General features: G+C 40.8%; 8 protein-coding genes. 6 read left to right on the forward strand and 2 right to left on the reverse strand.

The genetic code is table 11. The features are described 5' to 3' along the window. Window positions 1–4 precede the first annotated feature (4 nt). Complete coding sequence (locus tag ACFSKL_RS08310; protein WP_376885252.1) at window positions 5–1,948, forward strand: RagB/SusD family nutrient uptake outer membrane protein; 1,944 nt, start codon at window positions 5–7, stop codon at window positions 1,946–1,948. A gap of 207 nt (window positions 1,949–2,155) precedes the next feature. Here ACFSKL_RS08310 and ACFSKL_RS08315 read toward each other — a convergent pair whose 3' ends face one another. After that, window positions 2,156–3,187, reverse strand: a complete 1,032-nt coding sequence (locus ACFSKL_RS08315; protein ID WP_376885255.1) for a LacI family DNA-binding transcriptional regulator — start codon at window positions 3,185–3,187, stop codon at window positions 2,156–2,158. Window positions 3,188–3,795: 608 nt separating this feature from the next. Between ACFSKL_RS08315 and uxuA the strand changes: the two genes are divergently transcribed. The 5 genes from uxuA to ACFSKL_RS08340 all read left to right on the forward strand — a co-directional run bounded on the left by uxuA (window position 3,796) and on the right by ACFSKL_RS08340 (window position 12,166). After that, a complete protein-coding gene (gene uxuA, locus ACFSKL_RS08320; protein ID WP_376885257.1) occupies window positions 3,796–4,971 on the forward strand; it encodes a mannonate dehydratase in 1,176 nt (391 codons plus the stop codon). A gap of 38 nt (window positions 4,972–5,009) precedes the next feature. Next, window positions 5,010–7,859, forward strand: coding sequence for a glycosyl hydrolase 115 family protein (locus tag ACFSKL_RS08325; protein ID WP_376885260.1), 2,850 nt, complete (start codon window positions 5,010–5,012; stop codon window positions 7,857–7,859). Between the two features lie 51 nt (window positions 7,860–7,910). Continuing rightward, on the forward strand, window positions 7,911–9,407 hold the full coding sequence (locus ACFSKL_RS08330) for a xylulokinase (RefSeq protein ID WP_376885262.1): 1,497 nt from the start codon (window positions 7,911–7,913) through the stop codon (window positions 9,405–9,407). Window positions 9,408–9,438: 31 nt separating this feature from the next. After that, window positions 9,439–10,752 carry a xylose isomerase gene (gene xylA, locus ACFSKL_RS08335; protein ID WP_376885264.1) on the forward strand — a complete coding sequence of 438 codons (1,314 nt, stop codon included), beginning with the start codon at window positions 9,439–9,441 and terminating at the stop codon, window positions 10,750–10,752. A gap of 244 nt (window positions 10,753–10,996) precedes the next feature. After that, window positions 10,997–12,166, forward strand: a complete 1,170-nt coding sequence (locus tag ACFSKL_RS08340) for a 6-bladed beta-propeller (protein ID WP_376885266.1) — start codon at window positions 10,997–10,999, stop codon at window positions 12,164–12,166. 262 nt (window positions 12,167–12,428) lie between these two features. On the opposite strand, the gene ACFSKL_RS08345 is transcribed toward ACFSKL_RS08340, so the two are convergent. Further along, entirely contained in the window at window positions 12,429–13,529 is a 1,101-nt protein-coding gene (locus ACFSKL_RS08345; protein ID WP_376885268.1) for a glycoside hydrolase family 43 protein, read from the reverse strand. Between the last annotated feature and the right edge of the window lie 66 nt (window positions 13,530–13,595).

Below are 13,595 nucleotides of genomic sequence, written 5' to 3' on the forward strand. Positions count from 1 at the left end.
AACCATGAAAAATATACAATTATACTTAAAAACAATCAAGGTATTTCTGTTGACTGGTTTGCTTTTCGTTTCATGTACAGACATTTTGGAAGAGCAACCAAGGAGTATCTTTGAGCCGGGTTTTTTCCAAACTGAGGAAGGAATATTAGGAGGCATTACTTCAATGTATGCGCACTTAAGGTATATCTATGGCCAAGCGTATTATTACAATACCACCTTGACAGGAACGGATGAAGCTACTTATGCACAAAGTGCAGATCAAAATTTCCTTGTAATGGACTTGAGCGGTCAAGGTGATATAGACCCTAACAACAGTAGGGCAGATGCACTTTGGGGAGCCGCATTTTCCAACATCAACACAGCTAATGGAATTATTGAATTTGCTCCAGAAGTTGGAGTTTCTGAAGCTCTGGTGGCAGAAGCAAGGTTTTTCCGGGCATTTGACTACTTCTTGTTGGTGCAGACTTTTGGAGGAGTCCCTTTAGACTTGGGTTCAGGCGAATTGGCCTTCAATATAGAACCTTCTAGAACTTCTGTCAGAAATACAGTGCCTGAAGTCTACACAAGAGGTGTTTTTCCAGACATGCTTCAAGCTATCGAAGACTTGCCTATTGCACCGCGTTTGACAGGTACTGCTACCAAGACCTTGGCTAGGCTGTACCTTGCAAAAGCTTATTTGACATACGCTTGGTGGTTGGAGAATCCCAATGATATTCCTACTTACCCGGAAGCGCAAAGGGTGGACCCGGATGGGCATGATGCGCAGTGGTACTTTCAGCAAGCTTACAATATAGCCACAGAGGCTATTGACAATCCCGGTGGTTTCGGCTTACAGGAGACATTTTATGATGTAAACCTTGCACAAAATGACCGTAACAATGAATTGTTGCTATACGCTGATCATACTGAGACGAGTGAGTTTTACAATGGAGGAAGCCTTACTTGGGGAAATGGCGGAGCGCCTGATAATTTTGCAGGTTGGATGATGACTTGGAACTATACTGTTTTGAGGAGTAGCTCTACGTCTAGTACATGGACTGGGAATATCGAATCTGTAAGGAGAGAAGCGATTCAAGCGACAGGTAGGCCTTGGACAAGAATGGCACCTACGATCGGCGCCATTACCAATACCTTTGCTGACAAGACAAACGATTCTCGGTATGACGGAACCTTTACTACAGTCTACAGAGCCAATACCGATAGGACTCCAGTAATAGGAGGCCCTATGTACAATGCCAATTTGGTAGAGGTGCAGGCTGGGGATGCAATCCTGACATTTTTGGATGATGAACCGGATCAAGCCATCAATTATCCGACTCCTGCTAGCCTAGGAGGAAACATAGGAGCTGGAATCTTGCCTGGAAGGTCTGATTTTGTGATATCGCCAAGAGGGATCAGCAGAATAGTGTATCCTGGGCTCTGGAAACTGGGTCCTTATCGGACAGATAGTGGTACCGGACTTGGAGAGCCTAATGCAGGAAGTACCAGACCTTACAATATCGCAAAGTTCTCTGAATTATACCTGATAGCAGCCGAAGCCGCAGTCAAAGGTGCTACCGGTTCACGAAGTGCCCGTGATTTGGTCAATGTACTCAGGGCTAGGGCAGGCGTTTGGCGTTGGGACAACAATGGAAACCAAGAAAAAATCGTTGACAACAGTGCCGAAATGGTTGCTGCCACTCCTGCAGTGATCGATATCAACTATATCTTGGCTGAGCGTTCCCGTGAGTATTATGGGGAGGGGTACAGATGGTATGATCTGATCAGGACACAAAAATGGGAAGAATTGGCAGGTACATACCAAATTGGAGGCATGAACTATGGAGATCATACTCCTCAGACCATTACCAGGACGATAAGGCCTTTCCATTACCTGAGACCCATTCCAATAAGTCAGATTGATGCCATGGAGGGTGATAAGGTCCTCTATCAAAATCCAGGTTATTGATTTGGTTGACAGTAGGCAATAGTTTTATGATATGACTGTGCCTAAAAAGTCAATATTTAGATTGTTTCGCTGGATATAATTTCTCGAAGCATCTTAATTAAGGTCAAAGGGAAAAGGAGTAGTTTCTTTTCCCTTTGACCTTTAATTTTTGAAATATTGTTTTTGACGTTAAGGGAGCGTTGCTTACTGGACACCCTCTTTTTTCGATTACTTTTTCTTAAGCGAAGATTCCCTGATGATCAATTCTGATCTGAGTGTGATTTTGTTTGTCTTGCTGAGTGGACTTCCGGATGTCCCTTCCAGGTGATTGATCATGTTTTTCATGGCAACTTCTCCCATCTCATAGCCGGGATAGTTGATGGTTGTGATTTTGGGTTCCACCAGTCTTGAGATTATTTCATTGTTGAAACCTACTATCGCCATGTCTTCCGGAATGCGGATTCCTTTTAGCTTGAGGTGGTTCATGCAGCTTGCCGCACAGGCATCATTGGAAATGAAGAGGCCGTCAGGCAATGGGTCCATCTGCATTATTTGTTCTACGATTTTTTCTCCGGCTTCTTCATTGATGTCGGAGAGTATGATGACAAGTTCCTCCTCATAGGGGATGTTTTTGTCTATCAGTGCATATTTGTAGCCTTTCAGTCTTTCGGCGTATACACTTACCTTGATACTTCCTGAGATATGTGCAATTCGCTTACAACCTTGTTCGATTAGATGGTTGGTTGCGATGTGGGCAGCTTGGATGTTGTCAATAGCAACTCCCGTGCTGTCATCACTATTGGCGATCCTATCATAGAAGATCACCGGGATTCCTTTTCTATGGAATGGGGTGAAATGCTCCAAATGCTCTGCATCACTTGCCAATGATACCAATAGGCCATCCACCCGGCTGTTGAACATCGACCTTGTATTTGCAATTTCCTTGGCACTTGATTCAAGGGATTGGCTGATGACCAAGTTGAAACCTGCGCCATTGGCGACTTTTTCCATACCAGCCAATACAGATGCTTGGAAGTTACTGTTCAAACTCGGTACGATGACCCCAATGTTATTGGTTCTTTTACTTCGTAAATTTGCTGCAAAAATGTTTGATTGGTACCCCATATCCGAAGCAGCTTGAAAAATTTTCTTCTTCGTTTTTTCTTTCACAGCAGGGTGGTTGTTCAAGGCCCTACTTACCGTTGTTGGAGAAACCCCTAGGTTTTTAGCTATATCGTAAATTGTAATGTCTTTTTCCATTTCTCGATTTGTAATTGGTATTGCCAAAATATGAGGTGTTCCTTCTTTTTATCAAATCGTAAAAATACAGGTTTATCCTATAAATTCTTCATTATTTGAATTTAAAGTCTTAAATTGAAATCGGTTGTTTTAATTAAAATCAGATATTCAGGCTTCTTTACATCAATTTCCAAAGTGCACAAATAGATTATGATTGATAAAATCATAAAAAATAATGAAATCGGTTGCATTTTTATTGGATTATCTGCAAGTTTATGGTTCGAAAGAGGAAAGCTGTCTTTGGTTTACCAATTCAGGGATAAAAGATTGAAGCAGAAAACACTTCATTCGCATTCCCTTTCGCAGGATTTAACTTTGGTGCAAATGATGATTCAAGTTTTGGATCCAATTTGTTATTCATAGTTCAATAAATATTAGGGTTTATTATTCATTACCGGAGTTCCCTCTGGGGACTTCCGGTTTTATTTATGTCTAAAAAATGAGCTCTTCCAATTTGCGTTTTTGTCTGGTTGAATCAACATTTAGGCAAGTTTCGGATTTATTGAAAAAACCAAGGGTTAGTTGATCTAGGAAATCAGTGGTAATGTAGAGTAGTATATAGAAATTGAATGAGAAATAATCTAATTCAAACTTGGCGTTGGTATGGTCCAAATGATCCAGTAAGTCTGAAAGACATCAAACAGGCAGGTGCTACAGGCATCGTTTCAGCCCTTCATCAAATACCCCATGGCGAAGTTTGGCCCTTGGATGAAATTTTGGAAAGGAAAAGGATTATTGAGGCTGCTGGTTTGAAGTGGTCAGTTGTAGAATCTGTCCCTGTACATGAAGCAATCAAAACCAATAGTGCTGAAGCTCCCAAATACATAGAAAATTACAGACAGTCCCTCAGAAATCTTGCACAGGTAGGGTTGAAAACTGTTTGCTACAACTTTATGCCAGTATTGGACTGGACCAGGACTGATTTGGCATTTGTGCTGCCAAATGGTGCCAAGGCATTGTATCTTGATTGGGCGGATTTGGCCTATTTTGATATCTACATCCTCAAAAGGGAAGGGGCACAAGCTGATTATAGCAAGGAAGTATTGTCCATTTTGGAAAAAAGGTCTGACACATATTCCTCCGAAAAAAAGGATGCGCTGGAAGCAATTATCTGCATGGGAGTGCCAACCGAAGGAAGTGTAAGCTTGGAGCAATTGCATAAAAGCCTGGAGATTTATAAGGCGATCGGCAAAGATGGATTGAGGAAAAATCTAGCACTTTTCTTGGAAAGTATTGCCAATGTCTGCGAAAGCAATGGCATGAAAATGAGCATTCATCCTGATGATCCACCTTTTCCGATATTGGGCTTGCCAAGGATTGCTTCCTGCCACGAAGACTTTACTTGGATCTTGAATGCCGTAGACAAACCATTTAATGGTGTTTGTTTTTGTACAGGATCCCTTGGCGCGGGCAGTTTCAACGATATGCCATCAATTTTGAAGGAAATTGGTGAGCGCGTTTATTTTGCACATTTGAGAAATGTCAAAAAAGACCAGTTTGGCAATTTTTATGAATCAGATCATTTGGATGGAGATGTTGATATGTTTGCCGTCATGAAAGAATTGGTCAAATTCAACAACAATAGAAATGAACCGATCCCTTTCAGACCTGACCATGGACACCAGATTTTGGATGATCTACACAAAGAAACCAATCCAGGCTATTCTGCCATAGGAAGGCTCAAAGGCTTGGCTGAGCTGAGAGGTTTGGAGATGGGGATATCGCGGATGGTTCTTGAAGGATAATTCAATTAAGCCTAACCAATAAACCTAAACCATCACCTATGCATTACTACATCAAATCATCCATAATCTTTTTCTGTTGTGTTCTACTCTGGACTCCTTTATTCTCTCAGATGGGATATGAAGGTTTTGTGTCTGAAACCAAATCATTCAAAAGCTTTCCGCTGGTCGATGGATCGGCAGCACCGATTGTGTTTGATGGTTCTGATGAAGGGGTGTTGCTTGCGGTGGAGAATCTTCAGGGAGATATTCAGACTGTGAGTGGCCAAAAGGCTGCTTTAAAGACTGGGTTGATCGGAGAAAAGAAGGTGGTGATTATTGGGCAGCTTGGTCAAAGCGAATTGATAGATAAATTGGTGAATGATGGGAAAATCAATGTTTCTTCATTGGCAAACAAATGGGAGACTTTTCAGATCCAAACCCTGGAAAACCCACTTCCCGGAATAGATCAGGCGCTGGTAATCGTAGGAAGTGATAAGCGAGGGACAATATTCGGGATCTATGAATTGTCAAAACAAATAGGTGTCTCACCTTGGAATTGGTGGGCTGACGTACCTGCCAAGGAAAAGAAAACAGTCTTTATCAATCCAGGGGTATATTCCAAAGGTACCCCAGCTGTCAAATACCGAGGGATATTTATCAATGATGAAGCTCCGGCATTGTCTGGTTGGACACAGGAGAAATTCGGAGGATTCAACCATAAGTTTTATGAAAATGTATTTGAGTTGATCCTGAGATTGCAGGGGAATTACCTGTGGCCGGCCATGTGGGGAAGGGCTTTTTATGATGATGATCCATTGAATGGTGTCTTGGCTGACAAATATGGGATTGTCATTGGGACATCACATCATGAACCACTGATGCGTGCCCATGCCGAGTGGTCAAGACATGGTAAAGGTGATTGGAACTATCAGACCAACAAGGAGACTTTGCAGGACTTTTGGAGAACAGGCATGGAAAGACAAGGAAGCATGGAAGCTACAGTTTCCTTGGGTATGCGAGGAGATGGGGATGAGCCCATGAGTGAGGAAAACAACATTGCCCTACTTGAAGAAATCATCGATGACCAGAGAAGGATCATCGAGGAAGTGACCGGGAAACCAGCTTCCGAGACACCGCAATTTTGGGCGCTTTACAAGGAAGTGCAGGAATATTACGACAAAGGCATGCGTGTGCCGGATGATGTCACTTTGTTGCTTTGCGATGATAACTGGGGGAATGTAAGGAAGCTTCCTGCAATAGGAACGAAACCAAGGAAAGGTGGCTATGGCATGTATTATCATTTTGACTACGTGGGAGGTCCCAGAAATTACAAGTGGGTCAATACCAATCCATTGCCAAAGATTTGGGAGCAGATGAACCGTACTTATCAGCATGGGGTGGATGAGCTGTGGGTAGTCAATGTAGGAGATATCAAGCCGATGGAATTCCCCATTTCCTTCTTTTTGGATTTTGCATGGAATCCAGATGCCATTCCTGCCTCTGCAATAGAGGATTATACCAATACTTGGGCAGCTTCACAATTCGGAAATCAATATGCTCCTCAAATCGCTACTTTGCTTTCAGGATTTGGGAAATTGAGCGGGAGGAGAAAGCCGGAACTTTTGGATCATAAAACCTACAGTATCCATTACTATGGGGAAATGGAATCAGTCTCCAAGGAATGGGAAGAACTTGAGAATTTGACGGAATTTGTAAAATCCAAACTTGATAAAAAGTACCATGCAGCATTTTACCAATTGGTAGAACATCCAATCACAGCTTCGGCAAATCTTCATAGATTGTATGAAAGTACCGCGCTGAACCATCTTTATTTCAACCAAGGTAGGGTATTGACCAATAAGAAGGCGGATGAAGTCAGGCAATATTTTGAGAAAGATTCATTGATTTCCCATTTTTACAACAACAAGCTGTTGGATGGGAAATGGTCACATATGATGGACCAAACGCATATAGGCTATACAAGTTGGCAGGAACCAAGAAGAAATAGAATTCCAGAAACCAAAAGCTTGGAAGCCCCCAGTTCGGGTTCATTGGGTGTGGCAATTTCCCAAGGCACTTCATTTTACCCGGAAGTAAAACAATTGAAAACCGTAACACTTTCACCTTATGATGTTCAGAAAGTGAAGTTGGAGCTTTTTAACAGAGGAGCAAAACCAGTGGATTTCAAAATCAAAAACAAGTCAAAGTGGTTGAAAACAGCAGTAGAATCGGGTCAAGTTGATACGCAGATGGATATTGCTGTTGAGATTGATTGGTCATTGGCACCAAAGGGGAAGCAGCTTGCAAAGATTGAAATAACCAGTGGGAAAGATAAAGTGGAAGTCCAGGTTCCCATCAACAACTACGCTATAGCAGATTCATTTATAGGTTTCATAGAATCATTTGGGACAGTTTCTATCGAAGTTGATCATTTCACATCAAAGCATGAAGTGAATCCCGTGAGATGGCAGATTGTCAATGATCTAGGCAAAACAGGCAATGCAATCATGGCGAGACCCGAAATAGCATTTACTGAGTCTGATTCTGTACAGGGGAGCTATCTGGTTTATGATGTTTGGATGAATGAAGGAGGTGAGTATGAAGTCAGTGTCATGACGAATCCGACATTGAATTATCTAAATTCAGAAAAAGGTTTGCAGTATGGTTTGGCTGCGAATGACAGTGAACCGATCTTGGTATCCATTCACGAGAATGAAATGCGTGGTTGGGATGCTTGGGTCATCAACAGCATCAATGTCAGCAAAAGAAAAATAAAGTTTGTGAAGGGGAATAACCAACTCAGGTTATATTTGGTAAACCCCGGAGTGGTATTCCAGAAAATAATAATTGACACAGGCGGATTACAAAAGAGCAACCTGGGGCCGAAAGAGAGCTTTTATAAATATTAACCTTGATTTGGGACCAAGAAAAAGAAAATATAAGATAACAGTAGATTGAAGATGAGGAAATTATTAATAGGGTATGATATTGGGAGTTCGTCCGTCAAGGCGACATTGCTTGATTCGGATACGGGAAAGGCAATTGCATCCCAGGGATTGCCAAAGGTAGAAATGCCGATCCATTCCCTTCATAAGGATTGGGCGGAGCAAGACCCAAGTATGTGGTGGCAATATGTCTTGGAGGCCACCCATGCGATTGTCAAGGCTGGCAATGTCCAAAAGGGTGAATTGAAGGCAATAGGAATATCTTACCAAATGCATGGCTTGGTCTTGGTGGATGAGCATCAGGATGTGATCAGACCGTCGATCATTTGGTGTGATAGCAGGGCAGTTGATTTTGGGAATGCTGCGTTTGAGGCATTGGGTTCAGATTACTGCCTGCCACATTTGTTGAACTCTCCAGGTAATTTTACTGCTTCCAAGCTGAAGTGGGTAAAGGAAAATGAGCCTGCTAATTATGCCAAAATCCATAAGATAATGCTTCCGGGCGATTATATAGCCATGAAGCTTTCTGGTGAAATCCTCACTTCAGAGTCAGGTCTTTCGGAAGGGATCTTTTGGGATTTCAAAGCCAATGGTTTGTCACAAAACCTATTGGATTATTATGGAATAGATAAAAACCTGCTACCTGATGCAGTACCTTCATTTTCCCATCAGGGAAAAGTCAGTGCGGAAAGCGCAAACTTATTGGGCATAGAAGCAGGTATCCCAATAACCTATCGAGCAGGTGATCAACCCAACAATGCTTTTTCACTCAATGTGTTGAAAGATGGTGAGTTGGCTACTACTGCCGGTACCTCAGGGACTGTCTATGGTGTTGCCAACAAACCACTGTATGATCCAAAATCAAGGGTGAATACTTTTGTCCATGTGAATCATTCCCAAGAAAACCCAAGCTATGGCGTACTGCTTTGTGTCAATGGAACTGGGATCTTGAATTCTTGGACCAAAAGATTACTTGGTGGAGATAGTATTTTCTATCCTCAGATGAATGAAATGGCTTCGGAAGTACCCGTCGGCTCTGAAGGGTTGAGTTTTGTCCCCTTCGGAAATGGAGTGGAAAGAATCATGGAAAATAAGCATGTCGGAGCACATTTGAATGGTTTGAATTTATTGAAACATGACCAGCGGCACGTTCTTCGTGCAACACAGGAAGGAATTGTGTCTGCGTTGACGTATGGGTTTGATATCATGAAAGAGATGGGGTTGAATCTGAATACCGTAAAAGCAGGTCATGCTAACATGTTTTTGAGTCCATTGTTTCGAGAGACATTTATCCACATGAATGAAGTAGCCTTGGAATTATATGACACGGATGGCTCCCAAGGGGCGGCCAGAGGTGCCGGAGTGGGGCTTGGGCTGTATAATTCCACAGATGAAGCCTTTGTAGGCTTGGAAAAACTGGCTTCCTTGGAACCCGAACCTAACAAATTGGAAATATATAAAGAAGTCTACGCCAATTGGCTCGCTAATTTGGAGCGTATTATCGCTAAATAAAATAATCTCAACAAAAGTAAACCTATAAATTATGTCAAAAACCTATTTCCCAAACATTGATAAGATCAAGTTTGAGGGCAGAGAGTCCAAAAATCCATTTGCATTCAAATTCTATGATGAGAATAGAGTAGTTGCAGGGAAACCAATGAAAGACCATTTTAGATTTGCCATTGCCTATTGGCATTCATTCTGTGGTACCGGTGGGGATCCATTCGGACCTGGTACGATTGTACATCCTTGGGATGCAAACGAAGATGCTGTACAGCGGGCGAAGGATAAAATGGATGCTGCATTCGAATTTTTTGTAAAAATTGGTGCATCATATTATTGTTTCCATGACGTTGATTTGATTGATGAAGGGGCTTCTATCGAAGAATACGAGGAGCGTATGAAGATCATCACGGACTATGCCTTACAAAAGCAAAAGGAGACTGGGGTGAAATTACTTTGGGGTACTGCAAACGTATTCTCCAATCCTAGGTATATGAATGGCGCTTCGACCAACCCTGATTTTGATGTGTTGGCTTGGGCAGGTACACAGGTGAAAAATTCCATCGATGCCACGATCAAGCTTGGTGGGCAGAATTATGTGTTCTGGGGTGGTAGAGAAGGCTATATGTCTTTGCTAAATACCGATATGAAGCGTGAGACATCTCACCTTGCGCAGTTCTTGACCATGGCTAGAGATTATGCTAGATCAAAAGGTTTCAAGGGAAATTTCCTGATCGAACCAAAACCAATGGAACCAACCAAGCACCAGTACGATTACGATGCCGCAACAGTAGTTGGTTTCTTGAGACAGCATGGATTGGATAAAGATTTCAAATTGAATTTGGAAGTAAACCATGCTACATTGGCGGGGCATACATTCCAGCATGAATTGCAAGTAGCTGTAGATTCCGGGATGTTGGGAAGTATAGATGCCAACAGGGGCGATTACCAAAATGGATGGGATACCGATCAGTTTGCTATCAATCTCCAAGAACTCACCGAATCTATGTTGGTGATTCTTGAAGGAGGAGGAATCGATGGTGGAGGTGTAAACTTTGACGCCAAGATCAGAAGAAACTCTACGGATATGGAAGATCTTTTCCATGCACATATAGGAAGTATGGATGCATTTGCAAGATCGCTGATCATTGCTGATGAGATTTTGCAAAAATCAGATTACAAATCCTTGAGAAAAGAGAGATATGCTTCTTTTGATTCTGGAAAAGGGAATGAGTTTGAAAGTGGAAAATTGACTCTTGAAGACCTTAGAACCCATGCACTTGCTGTGGGTGAACCTAAGAAAACAAGTGGAAAGCAAGAGAGATATGAGAATATCTTGAATCAGTTTATATAAAAACCTATTTCACCTAAGAGCTTGTTTAAATTTTGCTTTTGAAATCGAGATTGATGCATCTTTCTTACAGTTAAGGTTCGTTTTCGGGTAAGTATCCACCGCTATATTCTCGAAAATAACCTAAAAGTGGGAGGAAGAGGAGAAATCACATATCAAAGGATGGAATTTAAACAAGCTCTATATACAAGTTTTAAGTATCCAACAATCATTTTACTGGAAGGATATAAGAATCCGGATTGTCAGCATGTCAAAATACCTAAATATATTGATCGCTATACTCGTTTTTTCTTGTAATTCTACAGAGATAACTGAAAGTATGGTGGAGACAAAAACCTTTGTTCTGGATCCGACTGATAATAATAAAATTCCAATATCAGAAGTCATCGAAGAAGTCATTTTTTTGCCATTGGAAACTACAAATGAATCTCTAATTGGGGATATCAGGAGTATAAAATACTTTAACAATAAATATTTCATCCATGATTATGAAAAGGTTCTTTGCTTTAATGAAGATGGGACATTTCATTCAAAATTAGGAAGTTTTGGCTCTGGTCCTGATCAATATTCAAGTTGTGATCAATTTATAATAGATGAAGTTAATGGTTATTTAATGATCAATAGCCAAAGAACAAGGATGGAATTGTTAATGTATAATTCTACTTTGCAGTTCTTGTCAAAAAGAAAATATTCTGACCCTTTAGAATCAATTATACCAATTGATGGAAAAGGTTTTTGCTTCTATTTGGGAAATAGAAATTCTGAATCCAACAAGCATTATGTAAAAACTTTTGACTATGATTTTAATGTTCAGAATAACTATATAGAAAAGAGTTTTACGATCGATCATTCTATTACATCACCTTTTTACAGTAGCTATTCTTATCAGAACAAAGCATATGTATATCCGATGTTTGAAAATGTCATCTATGAAGTTGACATGGAAGGCTATGTTCCTAAGTATCGTTTTGATTTTGGAAATTATACAATCACGGAAGAATTTCTTAAAAGTATTGAGAGATTGTCTTTAAGAGATCAGTTACTTGCCTTAAAAGAATCAAAATATGTTTACAATATTGATCGTGTTTTTGAATCAGATAAATGGATGTATTTCCAATATAATAGTGGAACTGAAGGTATGCATAAAGTTTTGTTTAATAAGGAATTAGATAAGGTTTATGATACGCGTGGCTTTACGCATATGGCTGATTTTGGTATGATGAGTCTAATGTATGGCATGGACGGTGACGACATATATTATACATTAGATCCAAATCTACTGCATGGAACTTCTGAGGAAGCTGTTAATTTTCAGAAGTTTATATTATCCAAGAATGAAGCAATAAGAAAACTGAAGGATAAAACCGAAAATGGTGATAATCCCATTCTTGTAATAGGAAAATTAAAAAGCAATTGATTGATAGAATCTATGTTGGTTTTCGGAAATTTGTTGGATGACGTAATCAGCAGGCTTTAAAATATAAAAACCCTTCCAGTTAATATGGAAGGGCTTTTTGATTCATAAATGTTTAATCAGTTTTAGGATTTGTCTGAAAACAGACGCATATTTTTTTATTTAAGAAATACGTATAATTGATCATCTTTTAACCAATAACTAATGACCGGTACAGCAATTGATACTTATTATTAACAATTGGCATATTCTGCAGAAAATTATGTTATTCCAAAATCGGCTCAATTGTCTGGATTGTGCCATCGGAATTGTGGGTCAATTCTGTCATTTTCACATTTCGAAGATGCGTGTCCCCCGAAAGCTCGGTGTCATGATAGAATATGTACCATTTGCCAGCTACTTCCACAATGGAATGGTGGTTGGTCCAGCCTTGGACAGGTTTTAGGATCACGCCTTGATAGGTAAAAGGTCCATAAGGTGAGTCTCCAATCGCATAGGCGATATTGTGTGTGTCCCCAGTGGAATAGGAGAAGTAGTATTTTCCTCCATATTGATGTACCCATGCAGCTTCGAAAAACCGTCTCTCATGGTCACCAGCCAAAATAGGCATACCATCTTGATCCAAAATTTCTATTTTCTTAGGAGATTCACCAAATTCCAGCATGTTGTCACTGAGTTTTGCAACCATTGGACTGATGGCAGGTTCGTCATCTGCAGGTTCATCGGCATAGGGAGAATCTCCGGTTGATAGGTATTCACCAGTTCTCCATTTTTGAAGCTGTCCACCCCAGATACCACCCCAATAGATGTAGTAGTTATTTCCATCCTGGAACACAGCTGGATCAATGCTATACGAACCTTTGATTGGTTCAGGTTGTGCCTCAAATGGACCTTCTGGATTGTCGCCTACCGCTACCCCCAACCTGAAAATGTCATCATGGTCTTTGGCAGGGAAGTATAAGTAGTATTTTCCGTCTTTTTCAGCAGCATCTGGTGCCCACATTTGTCTTTTTGCCCAAGGAACATCATCTACGTCAAGTGCCACTCCATGGTCCACCGGTTCTGAATCAATGGTCTCCATGCTGAATACATGGTAATCCCGCATATTGAAATGTGCGCCAGAGTCATCTTCTTCCACTACAGAGGCTACATCATGTGATGGGTAGATATAGATTTTTCCATTGAAGACATGTGCCGAAGGGTCAGCAGTATAAATGTGGCTGATCAATGGGGCTGATAGAAAACTGCTCTTTGTTTCTTCAACAGTCTCGGTTTCTTCTGCTTTTTCTTGTTTTCCACAAGAAGAAAGCAATAGTATAGAGGCCGTCGATAACGCGATCAAGCTTGTTGATGACTTTAGGTTCATAGGTTTTGGTTTTTGTGTGTTTTATTTTCGAAAATCTAAAATAATTCAAATGAAATCGGTTTCAAA

This window comes from Belliella marina (assembly GCF_042682445.1).
Classification (GTDB): Bacteria; Bacteroidota; Bacteroidia; order Cytophagales; family Cyclobacteriaceae; genus Belliella; species Belliella marina.

Coding starts and splice junctions, on each gene's coding strand:
- ACFSKL_RS08310 (WP_376885252.1), top strand. CDS start 5: ATGAAAAATATACAATTATACTTAAAAACAATCAAGGTATTTCTGTTG.
- ACFSKL_RS08340 (WP_376885266.1), top strand. CDS start 10,997: ATGTCAAAATACCTAAATATATTGATCGCTATACTCGTTTTTTCTTGT.
- ACFSKL_RS08315 (WP_376885255.1), bottom strand. CDS start 3,187: ATGGAAAAAGACATTACAATTTACGATATAGCTAAAAACCTAGGGGTT.
- ACFSKL_RS08330 (WP_376885262.1), top strand. CDS start 7,911: ATGAGGAAATTATTAATAGGGTATGATATTGGGAGTTCGTCCGTCAAG.
- uxuA (WP_376885257.1), top strand. CDS start 3,796: ATGAGAAATAATCTAATTCAAACTTGGCGTTGGTATGGTCCAAATGAT.
- xylA (WP_376885264.1), top strand. CDS start 9,439: ATGTCAAAAACCTATTTCCCAAACATTGATAAGATCAAGTTTGAGGGC.
- ACFSKL_RS08325 (WP_376885260.1), top strand. CDS start 5,010: ATGCATTACTACATCAAATCATCCATAATCTTTTTCTGTTGTGTTCTA.
- ACFSKL_RS08345 (WP_376885268.1), bottom strand. CDS start 13,529: ATGAACCTAAAGTCATCAACAAGCTTGATCGCGTTATCGACGGCCTCT.